Source organism: Microbispora cellulosiformans, assembly GCF_008728085.1.
In the GTDB taxonomy this organism is placed as follows: domain Bacteria; phylum Actinomycetota; class Actinomycetes; order Streptosporangiales; family Streptosporangiaceae; genus Microbispora; species Microbispora amethystogenes.
Window position 1 is genome coordinate 21,252 of sequence record NZ_VYTZ01000005.1, and the last position, 23,300, is coordinate 44,551.

The 23,300-nt window shown below is 72.6% G+C and carries 24 protein-coding genes; 19 read left to right on the top strand and 5 right to left on the bottom strand.

The annotated features are described in order from the left end of the window. Positions 1-198: 198 nt before the first annotated feature. From F5972_RS14295 to F5972_RS14310, 4 genes are all read left to right on the top strand, one after another. Positions 199-780, top strand: coding sequence for an MFS transporter (locus F5972_RS14295; protein ID WP_150933995.1), 582 nt, complete (start codon positions 199-201; stop codon positions 778-780). Positions 781-993: 213 nt separating this feature from the next. Beyond that, the gene (locus tag F5972_RS14300; protein ID WP_150933996.1) at positions 994-1,725 is read left to right on the top strand and encodes a YcnI family copper-binding membrane protein; all 732 of its coding nucleotides are present in this window, start codon (positions 994-996) and stop codon (positions 1,723-1,725) included. Between the two features lie 170 nt (positions 1,726-1,895). Beyond that, positions 1,896-2,855, top strand: coding sequence for an ATP-binding cassette domain-containing protein (locus F5972_RS14305; protein WP_191910120.1), 960 nt, complete (start codon positions 1,896-1,898; stop codon positions 2,853-2,855). A 16-nt stretch (positions 2,856-2,871) separates the two neighbouring features. Then, the gene (locus F5972_RS14310) at positions 2,872-3,621 is read left to right on the top strand and encodes an ABC transporter permease (RefSeq protein WP_150933997.1); all 750 of its coding nucleotides are present in this window, start codon (positions 2,872-2,874) and stop codon (positions 3,619-3,621) included. A gap of 31 nt (positions 3,622-3,652) precedes the next feature. Here F5972_RS14310 and F5972_RS14315 read toward each other — a convergent pair whose 3' ends face one another. After that, positions 3,653-4,069, bottom strand: a complete 417-nt coding sequence (locus F5972_RS14315) for a hypothetical protein (protein ID WP_150933998.1) — start codon at positions 4,067-4,069, stop codon at positions 3,653-3,655. Positions 4,070-4,213: 144 nt separating this feature from the next. On the opposite strand from F5972_RS14315, the gene F5972_RS14320 reads away from it, so the two are divergent. From F5972_RS14320 to F5972_RS14360, 9 genes are all read left to right on the top strand, one after another. Beyond that, on the top strand, positions 4,214-4,432 hold the full coding sequence (locus tag F5972_RS14320) for a hypothetical protein (RefSeq protein WP_225311482.1): 219 nt from the start codon (positions 4,214-4,216) through the stop codon (positions 4,430-4,432). An 87-nt stretch (positions 4,433-4,519) separates the two neighbouring features. Continuing rightward, positions 4,520-5,524 carry an N-acetylglucosamine kinase gene (locus F5972_RS14325; protein ID WP_225311483.1) on the top strand — a complete coding sequence of 335 codons (1,005 nt, stop codon included), beginning with the start codon at positions 4,520-4,522 and terminating at the stop codon, positions 5,522-5,524. Continuing rightward, a complete protein-coding gene (locus tag F5972_RS14330; protein ID WP_225311484.1) occupies positions 5,521-7,176 on the top strand; it encodes a glycoside hydrolase family 3 protein in 1,656 nt (551 codons plus the stop codon). Before F5972_RS14325 ends, F5972_RS14330 begins: the two co-directional genes overlap by 4 nt. Positions 7,177-7,313: 137 nt before the next feature. Then, the gene (locus F5972_RS14335; RefSeq protein ID WP_150934000.1) at positions 7,314-9,134 is read left to right on the top strand and encodes an ABC transporter substrate-binding protein; all 1,821 of its coding nucleotides are present in this window, start codon (positions 7,314-7,316) and stop codon (positions 9,132-9,134) included. Further along, on the top strand, positions 9,131-10,165 hold the full coding sequence (locus F5972_RS14340; RefSeq protein WP_150934001.1) for an ABC transporter permease: 1,035 nt from the start codon (positions 9,131-9,133) through the stop codon (positions 10,163-10,165). Before F5972_RS14335 ends, F5972_RS14340 begins: the two co-directional genes overlap by 4 nt. Beyond that, positions 10,162-11,088: an ABC transporter permease gene (locus F5972_RS14345; RefSeq protein WP_150934002.1), complete on the top strand. Its 927-nt coding sequence runs from the start codon at positions 10,162-10,164 to the stop codon at positions 11,086-11,088. The genes F5972_RS14340 and F5972_RS14345 overlap by 4 nt, the downstream gene beginning before the upstream one ends. A 5-nt stretch (positions 11,089-11,093) precedes the next feature. Next, the gene (locus F5972_RS14350; RefSeq protein WP_150934003.1) at positions 11,094-12,122 is read left to right on the top strand and encodes an ABC transporter ATP-binding protein; all 1,029 of its coding nucleotides are present in this window, start codon (positions 11,094-11,096) and stop codon (positions 12,120-12,122) included. Next, positions 12,119-13,135 (top strand): ABC transporter ATP-binding protein, encoded by a 1,017-nt coding sequence (locus F5972_RS14355; protein ID WP_150934004.1) that lies wholly within the window; start codon positions 12,119-12,121, stop codon positions 13,133-13,135. The genes F5972_RS14350 and F5972_RS14355 overlap by 4 nt, the downstream gene beginning before the upstream one ends. Positions 13,136-13,161: 26 nt before the next feature. Further along, the gene (locus F5972_RS14360; protein ID WP_225311485.1) at positions 13,162-14,046 is read left to right on the top strand and encodes a GNAT family N-acetyltransferase; all 885 of its coding nucleotides are present in this window, start codon (positions 13,162-13,164) and stop codon (positions 14,044-14,046) included. A gap of 74 nt (positions 14,047-14,120) precedes the next feature. Here the strand turns inward: F5972_RS14360 and F5972_RS14365 are convergent, their stop codons facing one another. After that, the gene (locus F5972_RS14365; protein WP_150934005.1) at positions 14,121-15,227 is read right to left on the bottom strand and encodes an exo-beta-N-acetylmuramidase NamZ family protein; all 1,107 of its coding nucleotides are present in this window, start codon (positions 15,225-15,227) and stop codon (positions 14,121-14,123) included. Positions 15,228-15,257: 30 nt separating this feature from the next. On the opposite strand from F5972_RS14365, the gene murQ reads away from it, so the two are divergent. From murQ to F5972_RS14380, 3 genes are all read left to right on the top strand, one after another. Then, positions 15,258-16,160, top strand: a complete 903-nt coding sequence (gene murQ, locus F5972_RS14370; RefSeq protein ID WP_150934006.1) for an N-acetylmuramic acid 6-phosphate etherase — start codon at positions 15,258-15,260, stop codon at positions 16,158-16,160. Positions 16,161-16,181: 21 nt separating this feature from the next. Beyond that, positions 16,182-17,249: a serine hydrolase domain-containing protein gene (locus F5972_RS14375; RefSeq protein WP_225311486.1), complete on the top strand. Its 1,068-nt coding sequence runs from the start codon at positions 16,182-16,184 to the stop codon at positions 17,247-17,249. 73 nt (positions 17,250-17,322) lie between these two features. Further along, positions 17,323-18,135, top strand: coding sequence for a DUF1206 domain-containing protein (locus tag F5972_RS14380; RefSeq protein ID WP_150934007.1), 813 nt, complete (start codon positions 17,323-17,325; stop codon positions 18,133-18,135). A gap of 81 nt (positions 18,136-18,216) precedes the next feature. On the opposite strand, the gene F5972_RS14385 is transcribed toward F5972_RS14380, so the two are convergent. Further along, positions 18,217-18,816, bottom strand: a complete 600-nt coding sequence (locus F5972_RS14385; RefSeq protein ID WP_150934008.1) for a TetR/AcrR family transcriptional regulator — start codon at positions 18,814-18,816, stop codon at positions 18,217-18,219. 142 nt (positions 18,817-18,958) lie between these two features. On the opposite strand from F5972_RS14385, the gene F5972_RS14390 reads away from it, so the two are divergent. Then, entirely contained in the window at positions 18,959-19,915 is a 957-nt protein-coding gene (locus F5972_RS14390; RefSeq protein ID WP_150934009.1) for an SDR family NAD(P)-dependent oxidoreductase, read from the top strand. A 21-nt stretch (positions 19,916-19,936) separates the two neighbouring features. Here the strand turns inward: F5972_RS14390 and F5972_RS14395 are convergent, their stop codons facing one another. After that, a complete protein-coding gene (locus F5972_RS14395; RefSeq protein ID WP_191910121.1) occupies positions 19,937-20,935 on the bottom strand; it encodes an AraC-like ligand-binding domain-containing protein in 999 nt (332 codons plus the stop codon). A 370-nt stretch (positions 20,936-21,305) separates the two neighbouring features. Here F5972_RS14395 and F5972_RS37225 point away from each other — a divergent pair, with 370 nt between their 5' ends. Next, entirely contained in the window at positions 21,306-21,497 is a 192-nt protein-coding gene (locus F5972_RS37225; RefSeq protein WP_191910122.1) for a hypothetical protein, read from the top strand. A 77-nt stretch (positions 21,498-21,574) separates the two neighbouring features. On the opposite strand, the gene F5972_RS14400 is transcribed toward F5972_RS37225, so the two are convergent. Further along, the gene (locus F5972_RS14400; RefSeq protein ID WP_150934011.1) at positions 21,575-22,576 is read right to left on the bottom strand and encodes an AraC-like ligand-binding domain-containing protein; all 1,002 of its coding nucleotides are present in this window, start codon (positions 22,574-22,576) and stop codon (positions 21,575-21,577) included. A 176-nt stretch (positions 22,577-22,752) separates the two neighbouring features. On the opposite strand from F5972_RS14400, the gene F5972_RS14405 reads away from it, so the two are divergent. Beyond that, complete coding sequence (locus tag F5972_RS14405; protein ID WP_150934012.1) at positions 22,753-23,298, top strand: TetR/AcrR family transcriptional regulator; 546 nt, start codon at positions 22,753-22,755, stop codon at positions 23,296-23,298. The last annotated feature ends 2 nt before the right edge of the window (positions 23,299-23,300 follow it).

A 23,300-nucleotide genomic window follows, 5' to 3' on the forward strand; every position in this document is an offset into this window, starting at 1 on the left:
GGTCGGTCATGAGTATGACCGGATTGTTGCCGTTAGGGGAGTGCTGCCGCACTCGCCGGCCGCGATCACGACGTCGCGGTGAAAACTTCAGCCGCCGATGGCGCCTTCCGGTGCCTGTGCGCAGGGCCGCAGCGGGCATGAATCGCCGGGGCGAGACCCAGGGACGAGATCACGGCGGTGTGCGATAATCCCGGCGTCATGCGCGCCACGCTCCCCTTCCGGCTCGCGCGGTCGGCCGCCTTCGCGGCCGTCGGCGTGCTCCTCGCCGTGGGCGCGCACTGGTTCGCCGGAGGAGGCGGGCCCACGACCGGGGCGCTGCTCGTCGGCGTGCTCGCCGTCACGGCGGGCGCGGCGGTCGCGGCGGGCCGGGAACGGTCTCCTCAGGTGATCGTCGGGCTGCTGGTCGGCGCACAGGCGTTCCTGCACCTGCTGTTCGACGCCTCGGCCTCCGCCGGGGCGCCCGCCCACATCACCTGGCACGGCGGTCTCACCACCCAGACCGGCATGCTGACCGCCCACCTCACCGCCGCGCTGCTCACCGGGCTGTGGCTGTCGCGCGGCGAGGAGGCGTTGTGGTCGGTGCTGCGCCGGATCGGCGCCGGGGCGGCCCGCTGCCTCACGATGCTCGCCGCGCTGGTGGCGCTGCTGCGGGCCGGTCTCGCGGGGATCACCCGTCCCCGTGTGCGCGCCGCGCGAGGACGGACCCGCCTGCCACGCCCGGCATGGGTGTTGCGGCACGCGGTCGTCCGTCGCGGGCCACCCGTTTCTCCCGTCTTCTGAGCGTCCCGCGCGAGCGGCGCGTTTCTCCCGGCGGAGGCGTCTCCTCCGCCGCCCCACGACAGGGGGAGACGTGCCCTGCGGAGGCCTGCCATGCGGGAAACAGCGGTGCGAGAGCCCCTCGTTCCGCTCGGCGGCCCTGTCTTCCAGCCGTCTTCCCGAGGTGCCCCTGCTCGCGCGTCCCCGGCATTTCAGTACAGAGACTGGAGAACCCCCATGACTTCATACGTCCGCCGTGTGTCGGCGGTCGCCGCGGGTGCCCTCGCCCTCACCCTCGGTCTTTCCCTGCCCGCCCTCGCCCACGTCACCGTCAACCCCGGCACCGCCGAGCAGGGCGGCTGGACCAAGATCGCCTTCCGGGTGCCCAACGAGCGCGACGAGGCCGCCACCACCAAGGTGGAGGTGGCGTTCCCCACCGATCACCCGCTGCCGTTCGTCTCGGTCCGCCCGGTGTCCGGGTGGAAGGTCGAGGTCACCCAGGGCAAGCTGCCCCAGCCCGTCGTGTCGGACGACGGCGACAAGATCACCGAATCGGTGCTGAAGATCACCTGGACCGGCGGGAAGATCGAGTCCGGCCAGTTCCAGGAGTTCGAGGCCTCGGTCGGCCCGCTGCCCAAGAACGTGGACGCGCTGTCCTTCCCCACCGAGCAGACCTACTCGAACGGCGAGGTGGTCAAGTGGGCGGACCCGCCGAAGGCCGACGGGTCCGAGGCCGAGCACCCGGCGCCCACGCTCAAGCTCGTCGCGCCGAAGGCGGGGGACGGCGGCGACGAGGCCGCGGCCTCTCCGACAGCCGCCGCCGTGGCGCCGTCCGTGGCCGCGGCGGAGGATGACGACGACGAGGGCGGCAGCGGCACCGCGGCCCTGGTGCTCGGCGGCCTCGGCCTCGTCGCCGGCCTGGTCGGAGCCGGCGCGGGCATCACGGCCCTGCGCCGTTCCCGCGTCTGAGCGGTCCTCCCGCCGATCCGGGCGAACTCCCTTCCCGGGACCTCCGGGAAGGGGGCTCGCGCCGTCCGCGACCTTTGACATGGTCCCGCGGCCGGGAGCCGTCGAAAAGGTGTTGACTCTCTCCCCGGGTGAGCCATCAGGCTGGTGACCCCCTGATCACCGGAGAGAAAATGATCATCGAAGCGCACGACCTGCGCAAGACCTTTCACGCGAAACGAGGACGAGGGAAGAAGGAGGAGGTCGAGGCCGTACGCGGCATCGACCTCCAGGTCGAGAGGGGCGAGGTCTTCGCGGTCCTCGGCCCGAACGGCGCGGGCAAGACCACCACCGTCCGGATGCTCGCGACCTTCACCGTGCCCACCTCGGGCAGCGCCCGGGTGGCCGGTTTCGACGTCGCCCGGGAGGCGGCCAAGGTCCGGGAGAACATCGGCTACGTGAGCCAGGCGGGCGGCGTCGACGACACCGCCCCCGGCATCGAGAGCCTGCTCCTCGCGGCCCGGATCAGCGGGATGTCCCGCCGGCAGGCCCAGGCGAGGGCCGATGAGCTGCTCGCCGCGTTCAGCCTCACCGAGATCGCGAACCGCCCCGCGAAAACCCTCTCAGGAGGGCAGAAGCGGCGCTTCGCGATCGCCGTCGGACTGGTGAACGCGCCACCGCTGATCTTCCTGGACGAGCCGACCACCGGCCTCGACCCCCAGAACCGGGCCAACCTCTGGGACGAGGTGCGCAAACTGCGCGAGCAGGGCACCAGCGTGCTGCTCACCACGCACTACCTGGACGAGGCCGACGCGCTCTGCGACCGGCTGGTCATCGTCGACCACGGCAAGATCGTCGCGAGGGGCACGCCGGAGGAGCTCAAGAAGGAGGTCGCGGGCGACGTCGTGACGCTCCGGCTGGAGGACACCGACGCCGCCCGGGAGCTCCTCGCCGCGCAGCCGTACGTCAAGGAGGTCCGGGCCGAGCCCGGCACCGTCCGCGCGTACCTCGACGACGGGGAGCACGGCCTGATGCACATGCTGCGCACCCTGGAGGAGAACGGCCTGGGCATCCGGTCGGTCTCCCTCGAACGCGCCACCCTCGACGACGTGTTCCTCAAGCACACCGGCCGCTCGCTGCGCGACGCCGCCTGACCTCCGGGACTCCACGATGTTTCGACACACGATGCTCTTCCTCGGCTACGAGCTCAGGAAACTCTTCGCCAACCCGGTCTGGCCGTTGTTCGGGATCATGCAGCCGGTGCTCTACCTGGTGTTCTTCGCGCCGCTGCTGAGGAGCACGGTCCCCGGCGGGAAGATGACGGACGTGCTCGCGATGTTCACGCCGGGCTCCATGATGATGATCGCCTTGTTCGGCTCCATGTTCGCGGGCTTCGGAATGATCAACGAGACCCGCAACGGCATGCTGGAGCGGCTCGCGGTCAGCCAGGCCTGGCGTCCCGCGATCATTTTGGGCCGTCTCGTCAAGGACGTGATCGTCCTGGTGCTGCAGGCGATCCTGGTGATCGGGATCGCCGCGCTCATGGGCCTGCGGATCGGACTGACCGAGATGGTCCTCGTGCTGCTGCTCATGGCCGCGACCGGCCTGTTCGCGGCCAGCCTGTCCTACGGCCTGGCGCTGACCCTGCGCGACGAGAACGGCATGTCGCAACTGGTGCAGTTCTTCGCCATGCCGCTGACCCTGATCGCCGGGCTGTTCCTGCCGGTCTCGCTCGGGCCCCAGTGGCTGCAGACGCTCGCCAAGTTCAACCCGCTCTACTACGCCGTCGAGGCGGGCCGGTCGCTGTTCCGCGGCGACCTGAGCGCCGGGACCATCCCGGTGGCCTTCGCCCTCTTCGCCGCGCTGACCGCGCTCACCCTGGTCTGGTCGGTGCGCTCCCTGCGCAACCTGGCCGGCTGACCCCACGACCGGCCTCCGGCCGGGGAGCGTGTCAGGGACAACGGAGCCACATGACCAGGGGATAAGAGGTCTCGCCCGGGGTTTCCACCCACCGGTATCCCGCCTGCACGCGGGCTCCCTCGATGCGGTTCATGCCGTCCGAGGGGTCCCGGTCCCATAGGCACGCGGGCCGTCCTCCATGGTGAACGGCGCCGGATCCGTCGGTCCAGGGGATCTCGGCCGGTAAGAGGACCGCCGGGCCGTCGTCGGGCTGGAAGGTGCCGGAGACGCCCGGTCCGTTCAGCGTCGCGCGTCCCTCGGCCAGGGTGAGGCGGACGTCGCCGAGCCCGAGACGTACGGTCACAAGGCCGCCCACGACCAGGGCGAGGGCGAGTGCGGCGATGCCCAGGCCCACGGGAACGGTGACCTCGCGGGCCGGCAGGCGGCGGAGACGTCGATAGACGGACATGGGGGAACAGTAAGGGAAAAGATCAACGTCGGCGGTGGCTTCCGCGGCCCCGCGCCGCCCGCGCCGTCGCGCGCTCGCATAGGAAATGGGTGCGTGGGGCATTTCACCAGGTATCGGGGCCTGGTGATTGGGGGAGTCATGGCTGTGACAGCGGATCTTGCCAAGCTGCTCGACCGCGCGTACGAGGACAAGAGCCTGGAGGAGATCGTCAAGGCGCCGGTGGAGGCGCTCTCCGGGGTCAGCGCGGAGGACGCGGAGATGCTGAAGAAGGCGTTCCACATCAAGACCATCGGTGACCTCGGCCGCAACAAGTTCTTCCGTGCGGCCACCGCGATGGTGGACCTCACCGAGAGCCAGAAGTAGCCCGGCCCCCCGGCCGCTCCGGCCACCGTTGTAGACAATTTCCACCGACTTATAGGTTGATGGAAGGCATCTCCATAGGGAGCGGTCGTGGGGGCTCTGTTCATCGGCGTGGACGGGGGAGGAACCAGCACGCGCTGCGTCGTGGCCGGGGAGTCGGGCGAGATCGCCGGACGGGGACGGGCCGGCGGCGCCAACGCGATCTCGGTTCCCGACCCGGCGGCCAACCTGCGCGCCGCGCTGCTCGGCGCGCTGGCGGGCGTCGACCCCGCCCGGGTCGCCGGAGGCGTGTTCGGCCTCGCGGGAGTCGCCGGCGCGACCGAACCGGCCGAGCGGGCCTGGCGGGATGCGGGGCTCGCGGGACGTCCGGTGGTGGTCTCCGACGTGCTCGTGGCCTTCACCGGGGCGACCGTCGAGCCGGACGGCGCGGTGCTGGTGGCCGGCACCGGCGCGATCGGCGCCCGCGTCCGCGCCCGCCGCGTCGTACGGCGGGCCGACGGGCTCGGCTGGCTGCTCGGCGACGAGGGATCGGGCGTGTGGCTGGGCCGCCGGTGCGCCGCCGCGGCGCTGAACGCCATCGACGGCCGGGGCGCCCCGACCCTCCTGGTGGCCAGGGTGGCCGAGGCCGTCCTCGGGGCGGGCTCGGCCGGAGAGGACGACGGGCCCGCGCTCGCCGGGGAACTGGTGGCGGCCGTGTACGCGCGGGTCGCCGAGCAGGGGCCCGCCTGGCTCGGCACGCTCGCGCCGGTCGTGGACACCGCCGCCCGCGAGGGCGACGAGGTGGCGCGCGGCGTCGTCGGCGAGGCGGCGCGCAGGCTGTGCCGTACGGCACGGGTGGTGTGCGGGGAGGGCGTCCCGTGGAGCGGGGCGTGGGCGAGGGGAGGCGGAGGTCCGCTGGTGCTGGCGGGATCGCTGCTGACCGAGCCGACCGAGCTCGCCCATCTGGTCTGGGCGGAGCTGGGCAGGTGGGCCGACCTGGTGCCCGCGCGGGACGCGGCGGTGGGCGCCGCCGCGCTCGCGCTGCGGGCCGCCCTCGGAGACGATCCGCGGGCCGCCGCGGCGCACCGCGCACTGATCGGGCAGGCCGTCCGGTGACCGCGGGCGGAGCGAGCGGCGACGGCCTGGACCGGCTGGCGATGGCCGTGCTCCAGCCCGGGTTCGAGGGCACCGAGCCACCCGCCTGGCTGCTCCGCGCGCTCGCGGACGGCCTCGGCGGCGTGGTGCTCTTCGCCCGCAACGTCACCCGCGCGGCGGACGGGACGAGGGCGCTGGTCGCCGCGCTGCGCCGGGAGAGGCCGGACGTGATCGTGGCGGTGGACGAGGAGGGCGGGTCCGTCACCCGGCTGGAGGCCGCCACCGGAAGCTCCTGGCCGGGCAACCTCGCGCTGGGCGTCGCGGACGACGAGTCGCTGACCCGGCGGGTCGGGCGGCAGATCGGCCGGATGGTCGCCGCGGCCGGTGTCACGCTCGACTACGCCCCGGTCGTCGACGTCAACGCCGACCCCCGCAACCCCGTCATCGGCGTGCGCTCGTTCGGCTCCGACCCCGAGGCGGTCGGCCGCCACGGCGCGGCGTGGATCGAGGGCCTGCAGAGCGCGGGCGTGGCCGCCTGCGCCAAGCACTTCCCCGGTCACGGCGACACCGTGACCGACTCCCACCTCGCGCTGCCCGCCGTACGGGCCTCGCGGGAGGTGATCGAACGGCGCGACCTGCCGCCCTTCCGGGCCGCCATCGCGGCCGGGGTGCGCGCGGTGATGTGCGGCCACCTGCTCGTCCCCGCCGTCGGCCCGCTCCCGGCGACGCTGAGCCGGGCCGTGCTGACCGGGCTGCTGCGCGAGGAGATGGGGTTCGGCGGGCTCGTGGTGACCGACGCCATCGAGATGCGCGCGGTCGCCGCCCTGCACGCCCCCGGCGAGATCGCGGTGCGCGCGCTGGCCGCCGGGGCGGACGCGATCTGCGTCGGGGTGTCCTCGGCCGAGGGAGAGAGCGTGTACGCGCTGCGCGACGCGATCACCGCGGCGGTCCGCGAGGGACGACTGAAGGAGGACCGCCTCGCCGAGGCGGCGGGCCGGGTGCGGGACCTGGCCGCCTGGTACGACGCGCGGGCGGACGCCAGGGCGGCGGCGGCCGGTGACGCCGACGAGGGTCTCGGCCTCGCCGCGGCCGCCGCCGCCCTGCGCGTGACCACAGCACCCACCACGGCCACGCCGGCCGAAGGACCCGTGGTGACCGAGCTCCCAGCCCCCACCAGGCCCACCGCCGCCAGGCCTGCGATTCCGAGCACGCCGCCCCCATCGGCTACGCCCGCCGCTTTCCCCACCACCCCGTACACACCGGCCGGGCCGGTGGGGACTGGGGTGCTGGCGCGGGCGCCGCTGGTGGTGAGCATGACGGCGCGCCCCAGCCAGGCCGTGGGCCGGGTCACCCCCCTCACCCTGGGGCAGGCGCTGGAGGAGATCCTGCCCGGGACCGTGACGGCCGAGGCGAACGACGAGGAGGCCGCGCCGGGCCTGCTCGCCCTGCTGGGCGACACCGGGCGCCCGCTGGTGATCGCCGTCCACGACGCCGTACGGCACGCCTGGATGCGACGCCTGCTGGAGGAGGCGCTGCGGGCCCGGCCGGACGCCGTGGTGGTCGAGACCGGGGTGCCCGGGACGCCCGCCGGGCGGCTCTACCTCGCCACCCACGGCAACTCGACGGCGTCGGCGCGGGCGGCGGCCCGCTGGCTCGCCGGCCGACCGCGATGACCACAACCGGAGAGACGTTCCCGCAGGTCACAGGCATCGGTAAAAATTAACTCCACGGCGGTCTCCGGGCATGGAAAAAATTGACGGGTCGCGAGTGCGCCCGTATTGTCCAGGCAATCGGGAACCAGGAGCAGCCCATGAAGCGACTCGCGGCGATCATGGCAGTGGCGTCGATCGCCACAGCCACCGCCTGCGGCACTACCGGGACGACGGAGACCGCCCGCACGGGCGGCGGCGTGTTCACCACGATCGACGGCAGCAAGCAGATCAACGCGAGCGCGCCGATCAACCCGTTCAACCCCGTCGGATCGGTCTTCTCGGGATACAACGGCATGGCGCTGGCGTGGCCCAAGAACGACCCCACCGATCCCAACCAGTTCTACCCGGCCATCGCCGGGAGCTGGACGACGTCCCCCGACCGGTCGCACGTCGACATCCACCTGCGGCCGGACGCCAAGTGGTCCGACGGCGTGCCCGTGACCAGCGAGGACGTGCGCGTCTCGATCGGTCTCGCCTATACCCAGGGCGGCACGGCGTACGCGCTGGACCCGAAGGCGGCCGGCGCCGCCGCCGACATCCAGGTCGTCGACCCCACCACGGTGCGGATCACGCAGGGGGCCAACCGCAGCTCGACGTTCCTCGCCAACCTGCTGTCGACCGTGGTCGTGCCCGCGCACGTCTTCGGCAAGCTCCTCCCCGCCGACTTCTGGCAGCTGCTCAAGACCGCCCAGCACGGACAGGGCGCGGTGGCCGAGAAGGCGAAGAGCGCGATCACCGGGCTGGCGGAGAAGGTCATCGCCTTCGACCCGGGCCACGACGTGTCGGCCGGGCCCTTCGTGCTGGAGCGGGTCAACCCGGGCGCGGCGCTGCTCACGCGCAACCCCTACTTCTACGACCGGCAGAAGATCGCGCCGGACAAGGTGAAGATCCTCAACTACACGGGCAACGAGCAGATCTGGAACTACCTGATCGCCGGGCGGCTGGACAACGCCCCCTTCACCTCCGTGCCCACCGCCGTCATGAACCGGATCCGCGAGGCCCGCGGCAGCAAGGTGATCAAGGGCTACTCGCCGGTCGCCGTCTCGCTCGCGTTCAACCAGGCGCACAAGCCGTACGACAACGTGCACGTGCGGCGGGCGCTGGCCTACCTGATCGACCGCGCCCAGGTCACGAGGATCGCCTCCCCGGAGGGCGGCACTCCCGCCGCCACCACCTCCGGCATCCACGCCCAGGCCGCCCGGGCCTGGCTCGGCTCCGGGTTCGACGGCCTGGAGCAGTATCGGACGAACCCCGCCAAGGCCGACGCCGAACTCAAGGCGGCGGGCATGACCAAGCGGAACGGCCGGTGGGCCATGCCGGACGGCAGCCCCTGGAAGGTCCGCATCCACGTGCCCGCGTCGTTCTCCGACTGGGTCGCCGCGGGCAAGTCGATCAGCAGCCAGCTCGCCGACCACGGCGTCGACGCGAGCGTGGTCACCGCCGCCGACTACACGCTCTACCTGGGCGAGCTGGCCGAGGGCAAGTACGACCTGGGACTGTGGCTGATCGGCCTCGGCCCGTCGCCGTACAACATCTTCCAGCGGCTGTTCGGCCAGGCGAACGGCTGGCAGATGTTCGGCGGGCGGCTGCGGCACGTGGCGCCCGGCACCGAGGGCAACTGGATGGGCGGCCCCGAGAAGGTCGACGCCGACGAGGCGGGGGTCGTCGACCCCGGCGAGCTGACCGGCAAGCTGAACTACGCGTCGCAGGAGGAGCAGAAGCGCATCGTCGGCGTCCTCGCCAAGGTCGCCAACGAGCAGCTTCCGGTCGTCCAGCTCTGGGACTACGTCAACACGCAGTTCGTCAACACCTCCCGCTACACGGCGTTCCCGCCCGACGACGACCAGGCCCTGCGGCTGTCGTCCGGCGTGTGGATGCAGCTCGGGATGATCAGGAAAGCGGAGAAGGGGCGGGCATGACGCAGACGGTCCCCGGGCGGCACCGGGCCGCCGCAATCGCCAGGAAGGTCGCGGGTCACGTCGTACGCGGCCTGGTCATGATCTGGGCCGTGGCCACGATCAGCTTCGTCATCATCCGGGAGATCCCCGGCAACCCCGTGCTCGGGCAGTACGAGAGCCTGATCCAGAAGGGCATGTCGCCCGAGCAGGCCGAGCGGGCCACCGCCGTCCTGTACGGCTTCCTGCCCACCGGCAACCTGTGGCAGCAGTACGTGGGCTACCTGGGCTCGCTGCTCCACTTCGACCTCGGGCGCTCGCTCAGCACGCCCGGCGTCGAGGTGACCACGCTGATCGGCCACGCGGCGCGCTGGACCGTGCTGCCGGTCCTCGCCGGCACGCTGCTCAGCTTCCTGCTCGGCGTGACCATGGGCGTGTACGCCGCGATCAAGCGGTCCGGCCGGCTCGGCGACGCGCTCGCCCTGTCGGGGTCGCTGCTGCACGGCGTGCCGGTGTACGTGATCGGCCTGCTCCTCACCGCGATCTTCGCCACGCTGTGGCCGATCATGCCGTCCGGCGGGCCGGTGGACGTCGAGTTCGTCCCCGGCCTCAACCCCGGATACATCGGCTCGCTGGTGCACCACGCCGTGCTGCCGGTGGTGACGTACACCCTCGCGAGCTACGGCGGGTGGATCCTCGCCATGAAGTCGAACGTGGTCGCCGTGCTCGGCGACGACTTCATCCTCGCGGCGGAGCTGCGCGGCCTGCGGCGCGGCATCGTGTTCCGGTATCTCGCGCGCAACGCGATCCTGCCGCTGTTCACGATCCTCGCCCTGTCGATCGGCATGCTCTTCGGCGGCTCGATCTTCATCGAGCAGATCTTCAACTACCCGGGCCTCGGCCTGCTGCTCGTCAACAGCATCAGCAGCCGCGACTACGCCCTGATGGGCGGCACGTTCCTGGTGATCACGGTGGGCATCGTCGTCGCCAACATCGTCGCCGACCTGCTGTACACGGTGATCGACCCCCGGGTCAGGAGCGGAGGCGCGGCATGACCGTCATCGTCAACCCCGCCGGGCCTCCGGCGGCGCCGCCCGCCGAGACCACCCGGGCCACGCTGCGGCGCAACTTCTGGCGCGGCGTGTGGCGGGTGCTGCGGCGCAAACCCAGCCGGATGGCCGGAGTGGTCATCGTCGCCCTGTTCGCGCTCATGGGCGTGGCCGGGCCGCTGCTCTACCCCGCCCAGCTGCCGCGCGACGACAACGCCCTCTACGCGCCGCCGAGCCTCGCCCACCCCTTCGGCACCGACTTCGAGGGCACCGACGTGCTCGCCCTCGTGATCACCGGCGCGCGGTACGTGCTACTCACGGGTCTCGCCACGGCCGTCATCACGGTCGCGCTCGGCACCGCCATCGGGCTGTTCGCGGGTTTCCACCGCGGCCGGTGGGACACCGTGCTGATGCGGCTGACCGACATGAACCTCGCCATCCCCGGCCTGCCGCTGCTGCTCGTGCTGTCCACCGTGTGGAAGTTCGAGAGCCCGCTGGAGATGGGCCTGGTGCTCGGGGTGCTCGGCTGGGGCGGCATCGCCCGCGCCGTGCGGTCGCAGACGCTGTCGCTGCGCGAGCGCGGCTTCATCGAGGCCGCCCGCGGGCTCGGCCTGCCGACCCGGCACATCATCGGCCGTGAGCTGCTGCCGAGCATGGCGCCGTACATCGCGATGAACATGCTGATCGCCGTCACCGGCGCGGTGTACGCCCAGGTCGGCCTGTTCTTCCTCGGCGTGCTGCCGTTCGAGTCCAACAACTGGGGCGTGATGCTCAACCTCGCCGTCTTCAACGGCGGCGCGCTCACCACCCCGGCCGCGCTGCCGTACCTGATGGCCCCGCTGATCGCGATCCTGCTGCTCACGCTCGGCATCGTGCTGATCGTCGACGCGATGGACGAGATCTTCAATCCCCGCCTGCGGGAGGAGTAGCCCCTATGACCGCTCAACCGGCCACACCTCACGCGGCAGCACCGGGGGTCCGCATCCGGGACCTCACGGTCGTCTACAAGACCCCGGCGGGCGAGCTGCCCGCCGTCCGCGGCGTCGACCTCACCCTCGCCCCCGGCACGATCACCGGTGTCGTCGGCGAGTCGGGCTCGGGCAAGTCGACCCTCGCGCTCTCGCTGCTCAACGCCGTGCAGCCGCCCGGCAGGATCGCGGCGGGCAGCGTCGAGATCGACGGGCTCGGCGACGTGCTGACGCTGCGCGGCGAGGACCTGCGCCGCGCCCGCGGACGCGAGGTCGGCTACGTCTTCCAGGCCGCGCAGAACTCGCTGAACCCGCTCAAGACCATCGGCAAGCAGCTGCTCGACCTCGGCCGCTCCCACGACGTGGAGGACCTGCGGGCGCTGGTGCGCGACGCCCGGGAGCTGCTGGCCCGCATGGGCATGGACGGCGCCCGGGTGCTCGACTCCTACCAGCACGAGCTGTCCGGCGGCATGCGCCAGCGGGTCGGCATCATGCTCGCGCTCGTCCTGAACGCCAAAGTCGTCGTTCTGGACGAGCCGACCACCGCCCTCGACATGATCACGCAGGCGACGATCCTGCGGATCATCCGGGAGGTCCACGAGGAGCGGGCGCTCACCACCCTCGTCATCACCCACGACGTCGGCGCGGTCGCCGAGGTCGCCGACGACCTCGCCGTCATGTACGGCGGTCGGGTCGTCGAGCACGGGCCGGTGACCGAGGTGCTCGGCGACGCCCGCCACCCGTACACGCGGGGCCTGATCCGGGCGATCCCGCGCCTCACGGGCGACCTGTCCCTCGCCCGGGCGCTGCCCGGGCGCCCGCCGACGCTCGGCACGCTGCCCGCGCAGGGCTGCGTGTTCCGCGAGCGCTGCGAGCGGCGCATGGACATCTGCGAGACGGACGACCCCGCCGCCGTCACCCACGACGGCCGTACGGTCGCCTGCCACGCCACCGGCCGCCCCCTGGAGCTGGTCGGACGAGAGGAGCTCGTGTGATCACGGGAACCGGGATCTCCAAGACCTTCCGCCAGCGCGGCGGCGTGCTCGGCGCCCGCGAGGTGCCGGCGCTGCGCGACGTCGACTTCGCCGTCGAAAGGGGCGGAGCCGTCTCGTTCATCGGCGAGTCGGGCAGCGGCAAGACCACCCTCGGCCGGATCATCGCGGGCCTGGAGACCCACGACGCCGGCGAGATCGTCATCGACGGGGTGCCGATGTCGTCCCTGAGCCACCGGCGGCGCCAGCCGTACTTCCGCCGGGTCCAGCTCATCCACCAGGACCCCTACTCGGCGCTCAACCCCACGCGGACCATCCACCAGGCCCTGGAGGCCCCGCTGGCGCTGCGCGCCCGCCAGACGGGCCGCCCGAGGTCGTGGATCGACAGCCGGGCGCAGGAGCTGCTGTCGATGGTCGGGATCGACCCCGGCTACGTGCTGCCGCGCTACCCGCACCAGCTGTCCGGCGGCATGCGCCAGCGCGTGGTGATCGCCCGCGCGCTCACCATGGACCCCGAGGTCCTGGTCGCCGACGAGGCCGTCTCGATGATCGACGTGTCCCTGCGGCTGGGCATCCTCGCGCTGCTCAAGGACCTGCGCGAGCGGCTCGGCGTCGGCGTGCTGTTCATCACCCACGACATCGCCACCGCCCGCTACATCGGCGACGACGGCGAGTTGTACGTGCTCTACCGGGGGCAGGTGGTGGAGCGTGGCGCCACCGAGAAGATCATCGCCGACCCCGTCCACCCGTACACGCAGTCGCTGCTGTCGGCGATCCCGGTCCTACATGGCCTGGAGCAGCCAGGGGCCGAGCGGGTCGTGCCGAAGGAGCCGCAGGGGGAGGGGCCTCCCGGCGGGTGCCTGTTCGTCCCGCGCTGCCCGTTCAGCACCGAACGCTGCGAGCAGGAGACCCCCGTCCTGGGCCGCGACGGCGGGCCCGGGCAGGAGACCGAGCAGGAGCACGCCTGCTTCCACCCCAGGCGGCGTAGCGTGATCCCGGTGGGGGTGGGTGAGTGACGCCGGCCCGGGCGGAGGTGGTCACGGTGAAAGTGGTCACGGTGGAGGCGGCCGAGGTGGACGAGCGGCTGGAGCGCCTGGCCGCCGCCGCGCTCTGGGCCGACGCCGACGACGCCGCGCTGCTCGTACGGCGGCTCGCCGCCCCGCCGCCGGGCCGCGAGTGGACCGTCCTGGCCGTGCCCGCCCCGGACGCCGGGCCGCAGGGGGCGGTGTTCGTGTCGATCGGCGCGGACGGCGCCGGGCACGTCGACCTGATCGCCGTCGACCCCGCCGCGCGGAGCCGGGGGATCGGCCGGGCGCTGGTCGCCGCCGCCGAGGAGTGGATGCGGGCCAAGGGCGCGACCGAGGCGAGGTTCGCCGGCAACGCGCCCTGCTACGCCTGGCCGGGCATCGACGTGCGCTACACCCCGGCGGCCTGCCTGGCCGAGAGCTTGGGCTACGAGCGCTACCGCGTCGCCTGGAACATGACCGCCGACCTCCCGGCCCGCTACGACGAGGCCGGGCACGAGGCCGACCTGGCGAGGCTCGACGCCGCCGGGGTGACGGTCGCGGCCGCGCCCGCGGGGGAGCGGAGCGGCGTCGTCGCCTTCGTCCGCGAGCAGTGGAACGACGCGTGGGCCTGGGAGGCCGAGCAGGCGACCGGTCTGCACTACGCCGCCCGCGACGGGGAGATCCTCGGCTTCGCCGCCTGGGGCGCCAGGCCGCTGTGGTTCGGCCCGATGGGGACGGCGGAGGCCGCCCGCGGCCTCGGCGTCGGCCGGGTGCTGTTGCGCCGCTGCCTGGCCGAGCAGGCCGCCGCCGGGCTGACCTCGGCGCAGATCGGCTGGGTGGGCCCGCTGCGGTTCTACTCCCGGGCGGTCGCCGCCCGCGCCGAGCGCGTCTTCTGGCTCTACCGCCGCCACCTCGGCTGATGCCCGCGCCGATACCAGGGCCGATACCGGTGCGTCCCGCCCGGCGGCTCACCGGATGGGCCGGTGGGGCCGGTTCAGCCGTACAGCAGATCACCCTCCGGTGGCCCCGGCGGGGGGCACAGCCCGCGGGGGTCGCGCCCGGCCTCCAGGTGCGCGCGCAGCGAGCCCGAGCCCCACAGCAGGTCGAGGAACGGGTCGCAGGCGAAGTCGTCCGGATAGAGGGTGCGCAGCTCGTGCAGCAGGGACACCCCGGTCAGCACCGGCCGGAAGGCCCCGCGATCGGTCACGTGAAGCTGGACGCCGCGCACCGGCACACCCGCGTGCCTACCGTACGCCGGGGTGAACGACGTGTCGCGGAAGCGCACGCCCGGCAGGCCGAGACCGTTCAGCGCGGCGGCGAGCCGCCCGTCCGCGTACGGCGCGCCGACCAGCTCGAACGGCCGGGTCGTGCCCCGGCCCTCCGCGGCGTTCACGCCCTCCAGCAGCCCGGTGCCGGGATAGACCAGCGCGGTGTCGAGAGTCGGCATGTTGGCCGACGGCATCACCCAGGGCAGCCCGGTCCGGTCGAAATGCCATTCCCGGCGCCAGCCCTCCATCGGCACGACCTCCAGCGCGGTGCCGGCCACGCGGTTGGCGGACAAGGCGATCTCGCCCGGCGTGAGCCCGTGCCGGAGCGGCAGCGCGGCGCGGCCGACGAAGCTCGCGAAGGCGGGGTCGAGCACCGGGCCCTCGGCCACCGCGCCGCCGATCGGGTTGGGCCGGTCGAGCACGGTGAAGGGCAGCCCGAGGCGGGCCGCCGACCCCATCAGGTCGCACATCGTCCACACGTAGGTGTAGAACCGGGCACCCACGTCGGCCATGTCGAAGACCAGCGCCTCCACCCCGGACGCCGCGACGAGCGCGTCCAGGTCGGCGCCCGTACGGCCGTAGGTGTCGGTCACGGGCAGGCCGGTGACGGGATCGGCCGCGGCGGCCTCGCCGCCGCCCGCCTGCGCCGTGCCGCGCAGCCCGTGTTCGGGACCGAAAAGCGTGGTCACGCGCGTCCCCGCGGCCAGCAGGGCCGGTGCGGCGGGGGTCAGATCGGGCAGGACTCCGGTGGGGTTGGTGACGAGGCCCACCCGCTCCCGCCCGGTCCGGGGCGCGGCCACCAGCCGTTCCAGTCCCGTACGCACGCGATCCATCAGTACAAGGCACTCCGAAGCTGAGGAACCATGACGCACTCACTCGCCGCTCTCGCCACCGAACAGAGCGATCCCCGCTACAGCGGAATCGACACCCTGCCGACGGAGGAGATCGCGCGCCTGATGAACGCCGCCGATGCCGCCGTCCCCGCCGCGGTGGGCCAGGCGGTCCCGGCGATCTCCGCGGCCGTCGATGCGATCGCCGCCCGGATGGCGGGCGGCGGCAGGCTGCTCTACGTCGGCGCGGGCACCTCGGGGCGGCTCGCGGTGCTCGACGCGTCGGAGTGCCCGCCGACCTTCGGCACCCACCCCGACCTGGTGCAGGGCATCATCGCGGGCGGCGAGGCCGCGCTGGTGCGCTCCGTCGAGGGCGCCGAGGACGACGCCGAAGCGGGCGCCGCCGTGATCCGCGACAAGAGCGTCGGCCCGCTCGACTCGGTCGTCGGCATCTCCGCCAGCGGGCGCGCGCCGTACGTCGTCGGCGCGGTCGAGGAGGCCCGCCGGCGCGGCGCGCTGACCGTGGGCCTGGCCTGCAACACCGGCACCCCGCTCGCCCTGGCCGCCGAACGGGCGATCGAGGTCATCGTGGGGCCGGAGGTCGTCACCGGCTCGACCCGGCTCAAGGCGGGGACGGCCCAGAAGCTGGTGCTCAACATGATCTCCACGATCACGATGATCAGGTCGGGCCGCACGTACGGGAACTTCATGGTCGACGTCGTGGCCAGCAACTCCAAGCTCGTCGACCGGGCGGCCCGCATCGTCTCCGACATCACCGGCGCGGAGGTGCCGGACGCCCGGGAGGTGCTGGAGCACGCCGGGCGCGACGTGAAGACGGCCGTGGTGATGATCGAGCGCGGGGTCGGGGCCGACGACGCGAGGGCGCTGCTCGCCGTGCACGGCGACCGGCTCGGCCCGGCGCTGCGCGGCGCCTGACCGGACGCGAAAGGTGACCCTGTGCCTTACTTTGTAAAGGCGTCCGGGTTGGACGAGATCCTGCACGCCGCCGTACCCGGGGTCGCTTCGGCGGCGGTCGCCGTGATCGCCCTGGACGGGCGCACGGTCGCCGCGGCCGCCGTGGGGGAGGCCGTGCGGTACGCCGGACCCTCCGAAGAGCCCCTGTACGGGCTGGATTCCGGGCGGCCCTCCGTCGTGATGGACGCGCTCTTCGACATCGCCTCGCTGACCAAGATGTTCACGGCGGCGGTGGTGGTCTCGCTGGCCCAGGAGGGCGCGCTCGGCCTCGACGAGCCGGTGGCCGCGCGGCTGCCCCGGTTCTACGGGCACCGGCCCGGGATCACCGTACGGCACCTGCTGACGCATTCGGCCGGCCTGCCCGCGAGCCGGCGGGTGGAGAGGGAGCCGGAGGAGGCCCGCTGGGACCTGGTGCTCTCGACCCCGGCGCAGATGCCGCCGGGCACCCACCTCTACTCGGACGTCGGCATGATCACGGCCGGGCGGGTGGCGGAGGCCGCCGGAGGCGCGCCGCTGGACGCGCTCGTGCGCGAGCGGGTCACCGGGCCGCTCGGGCTCGGCGCCACGACGTACGGGCCGGTCGAGCCGGAGCGGGCCGTCGCGACCGAGTTCAAGCCGGAGCGAAGCGCCGCCGGTTGCGTCAGAGGTGAGGTGCACGACGAGACGGCCCACGCGCTGGGCGGCGTGACCGGCCACGCCGGGCTGTTCTCCACCGCCGCCGAGCTCGTCCGCTTCGGCGAGGCGCTGCGCACCGGCGGCGGCCCGATCCTGTCTCCCGAGTGGACCGCCGAGATGCTGCGCGACCAGGGCGTCCCGCCCGCCGCCTTCCGGCAGGGGCTCGGGGTGCGGATCGGCGACCCGGCCATCGTCGGCCCTCTCACCGGCGCGTTCGGCCATTCGGGCTTCACCGGCACGTCGCTGGTGGTCGACCCCGCCCGCCGCCTGACCGTCGTGCTGCTCACCAACAACGTGCATCCCCTGCGCGGACGGCCCGGCATCCGCGACCTGCGGCACGCCGTCGCCGCCGAGGCCCTGCGCCTGGCGGGCTGAGCAGGCCGACGTTTAATCCTCCTTCTCTGGGTCAGCAGGAAGATCGATCCGCCTCCAGAGGGAGAGAACCGTGATGACGACCGCGCATCAGACCGGCCGGCGATTGGAAGGCACGGCCCGGAGGGCGGCCGACCACCCCGCCCTGGAAAAACTCGCCAAGGTCGGCTTCGCCGCCCGAGGCGTCCTGTACGCCATCATCGGCCTGGTCGCGCTCCAGATCGCCTTCGGCGGCGGCGGGGAGGCCGACAAGAGCAGCGCGCTCCAGATCGTGCGCGACTCGCCCCTGGGCGACCCCCTGCTGTGGCTCATGGCGGTCGGCCTGGCCGCGCTGGCGATCTGGCAGATCTCCGAAGCCGTCTGGGGCCGGCCCGAGGCCAGGGAGCGGGTGGAGGCCGTGGCCAGGGCCGTCGTCTACGCCGCCCTCGTCTACTCCATGGTGGCGCTGCTCACCCAGAACAAGGCCGCCGCCTCGTCCGACAGCCAGTCGCAGGACGCGACCAAGGCGCTGTTCGACCTGCCCGGCGGGCAGTTCCTGGTGGGCCTGCTGGCTCTCGGCGTGATCGCCCTCGGCGTGTACTGGATCTACGAGGGCTGGACCGAGAAGTTCATGCGGGACATGCACGTGACCGAGCCCCGCGCCCGCGGTGTCGTGGTCAAGCTCGGCAAGGCCGGCTACATCGCCCGCGGCGTCATCGCCCTCGCCGCCGGCGCCCTGATCGGCCAGGCGGCCCTCACGTACGACCCGGACAAGGCGGCCGGCATCGACGACGCGCTCAAGGCGCTCGCCGACACCCCGGCCGGCCCGTGGCTGCTGGTCGTGGTCGCGATCGGCCTGGTGCTGTTCGCCGTCTACTGCTTCGCGGAGGCCCGCTGGCACCGGGTGTGAGCGGATCCATCGAGGGGGCCGGTTGCGCGCTGGGGGGCGCGCCGCCGGCCCTCGGCATGACAGCGGTGACGGGCGGCGCCCTCAGGCCGTCGCCCCGGAAGCGCCGTGGCGCAGGCCGTCCACGAGCAGGTCGATCACCCGTCCGGCCTGCTCGCGCTGCGCGGGCTCGCCGGCGGCGAGGCAGGCGCCGTTCATGCCGGTGAGCACGTCCTCGGCCGCCACGTCCCGCCGGAACACCCCGGCGGCGGCGCCTGCCTCGATCAGCGTGCCGATCGCGCCGACCAGCCGGTCACGGCTGTGGGCGTACGGGTTGGCGCCGGCGGCGATCACCGCGCGGAGCGCGTCCGCCATGCCCCGCTTGGTGGCGAGGTAGTCGGCGAAGCGGTCCATCCAGGTGCGCAGCGCCACGTCCGGTGGCATCTCCTCCAGCAGCCCGGCCGCCGCGTCGCACAGCTTCGCCAGTTCGTTGCGGTAGGCCGCCTCGATCAGCGCCTCCCTCGTGGGGAAGTGGCGGTAGAGCGTGCCGATGCCGACGCCCGCCTCCTTCGCGATCGCGTCGAGCGTGACGTCCGGCCCCTCCTGGGAGAACGCCCGTACGGCGACGTCGAGCAGCCGCTCGCGGTTGCGCCGGGCGTCGGCGCGCAACGGCTTGACTCCGGTCGGTCGAGCGGGGGTGGACACGGCTCCTCCACGGCGCGGGTTGCTAACCGGAGGAAGCTCCGGTTAGAGTCGCAGTCGTACCGGAGGTTCCTCCGGTTTGTTCTGATTGTAGCGGCCCGGACTCCCAGGGGGCCCGCGCCGCCGTACGGGACGGGGAACGAACATGACTCGGAACACGACTGGGAACACGCGCGTCACCACGCCGTTCACCGCCGGCTCCACCGCCGCCGAGGTGATCGAGGGCGTCGACCTGCGCGGACGGCGGGCGGTCGTGACCGGCGGCGCGTCGGGCATCGGCGTCGAGACCGCGCGGGCGCTGGCCGCCGCGGGAGCCGAGGTGACGATCGCGGTCCGCGACCTCGGCGCGGGCAAGCGGGTCGCCGACGACCTCGCCCTCGCCACCGGCAACGCCCGGGTGCGGGTGGCACCGCTCGACCTGATTGACCAGGCGTCGGTCGCGGCCTTCACCGCGACCTGGGAGGGGCCGCTGCACATCCTGGTCAACAACGCGGGCGTGATGGCCTCGCCAGAGGCGCGCACCCCCGAGGGCTGGGAGTCGCAGTTCGCCACCAACCACCTCGGGCACTTCGCGCTCGCCGCCGGCCTGCGCCCGGCGCTCGCGGCGGCCGGCGGCGCCCGCGTCGTGTCGGTCAGCTCCAGCGCCCACCTGCGCTCGCCGGTCGTCTTCGACGACATCCAGTTCCGGGAGCGCCCGTACGACCCGTGGCTGGCCTACGGGCAGTCCAAGACCGCCAACGTGCTGTTCGCGGTCGAGGCGGGCAGGCGCTGGGCCGGTGACGGCATCGTCGTCAACGCGCTCATGCCCGGCGCGATCCCGACCAACCTCCAGCGGCACGTCACCGAGGAGGAGCTCCAGCGTATGCGCGCCCAGATGGGCGGCGACGGCCCCGCCTGGAAGACACCCGAGCAGGGCGCGGCCACGTCGGTGCTGCTCGCGGCCTCGCCGCTGGTGGAGGGCGTCACCGGGCGATACTTCGAGGACTGCCAAGAGGCCGAACCGCATCGCCCGGGGACCCGCCGCGGCGTGGCCGAGTACGCGCTCGACCCGGAGGCGGCCACCCTCCTCTGGCAGGTGTCGGCCGACCTGCTCGACCTCTGACCCCGACATCGCCGGGAGGTGTCAGGGCCGCGGGGGAGCGTCCTCCGAAGGGCCGTCGCCCGCGGTCAGCCTGCGGTGATCGCGGGGTGACATGCCGTAGGCGGCGCGGAAGGCCCGGCTGAAGGTCGCGGCATCGGCGAAGCCCCACCGGGTGGCGATGTCCTGGATCTGACGGGAACGCTGCCGGGGATCGGCGAGATCGCGGTGGCACTGTTCCAGCCGGCAGCGGCGGATCCAGGCCGCCACGGTGACGCCCTGCTCCTCGAAGAGCTTGTACAGGTGCCGGACGGAGATCTGGTGGGCCGCGGCGATCGTGGCGGGGGTGAGGTCCGGGTCGCCGAGCCGCTTCCGGACGAAGTCGTGGATCAGCGACAGCAGGGCCTGGCGTCGCGATTCGGGTGACAGCAGCGCGGTGGCCTCCAGCCGGTCGGCGCAGGCCGCCGCCACCAGGTCGAAGGTGACGGCGGCCACCGTCTGCGCGTCACGGGGCGTGAGCCCGTCGGCGTTGTCCGCCAGGTGCTTGAGATGCCCGGCCAGGACGCCGGTGATGCCGTGCCGGACGGGGATCGGCGTGGCGGTGAGCTGCCCGACCATGTCGGACCGCAGCCCGAGCGCGGCCCGGGGGAACTGGACGATCAGTGACCTGGCCGGTTCGTCGGCGGAGCCCCGCCACCCCCCGAACGGCCGGGAGGAGTCGATGAGGAGCAGCTGCCCCGCCTGGAAGGCGGCATCCCGTCCCGCCTGCGTCATGCGGCCACGGCCGCTGAGCACAAGATGCAACTGGAAGACCTCCGGATCCGACTGCCGGATGAGCTTCGCGGGCCGGCTCGCCTGCAGCAGGCAGTGGCTCATCAGCGAGAACTGCAGTGCGCCGAGGCCGAACACCTGCGCCGATCCGTTGAAACGGGCGGGATGGTCGGTGGCCAGCCGCACCGGCACAAGCGTCCTCGACATGGTGTCGTTCCAGAAGGTGAACCGGTCCGGCACGGCCATGTCTCTGGTGCTCCACGCGATTTTCATGTGTCTCCTCGGCTGGGCGTCGTTATGGAATGGCTGCTTCCTCCGCCGCGAAGCACCTCCGCCATGCGCTGTGAATTCGATCAAGCCTGCACAGGAAAACAGCAGGATGATGACTTGGTGACAAGACAAAGTCAAGATCACGCCCGTGGCGGGGAAGTCGCGGTGCGTGAGAACGTAAACTCGTCCGTAGGCCGGCGGGCCTGCCCGGCCGCCCTGAGTCACGTCCTCGCTGCGCCGGACGCGTGTAGGGATGAAACGGTCCGAAGTCGTGATCAGGCGGCTGAATACCGTAGCGGCCCTGACAGGATTCGACGAATCCTCCCCTGGGGTTTTGAGCCCCACGTCCGCCGCCGAATCATTTCTTACGGAGGTGCCGTACTCACTGCCGGAGGCGACCGCCCTGGTGAGAGATTGGCGTGCCCTGGATCTGCGGACAATCAGGAAACTGCGCTTCATCAAGAACATGCGCATGCCGCTCTACGTCATCGAGAAATCGCTGCCCCGCGGGGACGTCAAGTTCGCGATCCAGAACTGGCTGCGCCTGTCAAGGGCCCTGCCCTGACCGCTAGGGCTCTCATCCAGGGTGATGCCGGTCCGACCTCTGACCCTGACCTCTGGCGTTGGCCTCGCGGGGAGGTGTCAGGGCCGCGGGGGAGCGTCCTCCGAAGGGCCGTCGCCCGCGGTCAGCCTGCGGTGATCGCGGGGTGACATGCCGTAGGCGGCGCGGAAGGCCCGGCTGAAGGTCGCGGCATCGGCGAAGCCCCACCGGGTGGCGATGTCCTGGATCTGACGGGAACGCTGCCGGGGATCGGCGAGATCGCGGTGGCACTGTTCCAGCCGGCAGCGGCGGATCCAGGCCGCCACGGTGACGCCCTGCTCCTCGAAGAGCTTGTACAGGTGCCGGACGGAGATCTGGTGGGCCGCGGCGATCGTGGCGGGGGTGAGGCCGGGGTCGCCGAGCCGCTTCCGGACGAAGTCGTGGATCAGCGACAGCAGGGCCTGGCGTCGCGATTCGGGTGACAGCAGCGCGGTGGCCTCCAGCCGGTCGCCGAAGGTGGCCGCGATCAGGTCCAGGGTGACGGCGGCCACCGTCTGCGCGTCACGAGAGGTGAGCCCGTCGGCGTTGTCCGCCAGGTGCTTGAGGTGCCCGGCCAGGACGCCGGTGATGCCGTGCCGGACGGGGATCGGCGTGGCGGTGAGCTGCCCGACCATGTCGGACCGCAGGCCGAGCGCGGCCCGGGGGAACTGGACGACCAGTGATGTGGCCGGTTCGTCGGCGGAGCCCCGCCACCCTTCGTAGGGCCGGGAGGAGTCGATGAGGAGCAGTTGCCCCGCCTGGAAGGCGGCATCCCGTCCCGCCTGCGCTAAGCCGCCGGCGCCGACGAGAACAAGGTGCAACTGGAAGACCTCCGGATCCGACTGCCGGATGAGCCGCGCGGGCCGTTGCGCCAGCAGCCTGTGATGACTCATCGTCGTCAGCTGCACCGCGCCGAGGTCGAAGACGCACGCTGACGCGGCGAAGCGGGCGGGATGGTCGGTGGCCAGCCATGAGTGCACAAGCGCCCGCGACATGGTGTCGTACCAGAAGGCAAACCGATCCCGGACGGCCAGATCTTCGGTGTCCCACCTGAGAACTCTCATCTTGTCCCCCGTCGTATGTCGTCGCAGGAACGTTCCGCAAGGCCAAGGAACCACAGGGACGATTCCGGCTTATCGATCATGCTTGAGGCACGTCCGAGTGTATCGACGGCCATCAGGGTCCTGCGGGGTCTGGGGCGCCCCAACGACTGGCCGATCGGTCAGTTAAGGTGTCTCCCATGGCACGCGCAACCACGACGCGCGCGGACATCCTCGACTCGGCCGTGCGGCTGTTCGCCGCCCACGGCTTCCGTGGCACCTCCCTGCAGGACATCGCCACGGACGCGGGCTGCTCCAAGGCGTCCCTGCTGTACCACTTCACCAACAAGGACGCGATCCTGACCGAGCTGCTGGCGCCCGTGGGGCCGGAGTTCGCCGAGCTGGAAGGGCGGCTCGCCGGGCTGCGCGGTGAGGAGGCGGCCCGTGCCGCCGTCACCGGGCTCGTCGACCTGTCCCTGCGCTTCCGGCTCCAGGTGAAGATCCTCCTGCAGGACGTCGACGCGCTGATCAACCGGCCGGAGCTGCCCGCCGCCGACCACATCGTCGAACGGCTCACCGAGGCCCTGTCGGGCCGCTCGGACGCCCCCCAGGCCCGCGTCTGGGCCTGGATGGCGATGCTCGGGATCATCCTGACCAGCGCCAGTGAATGCGCGATCCCCGAAGAGACACTGCGCGCGGAACTGACCCGCGGCGCGTTGCGGACGCTCGGTCTGCCGACCGGCTGACC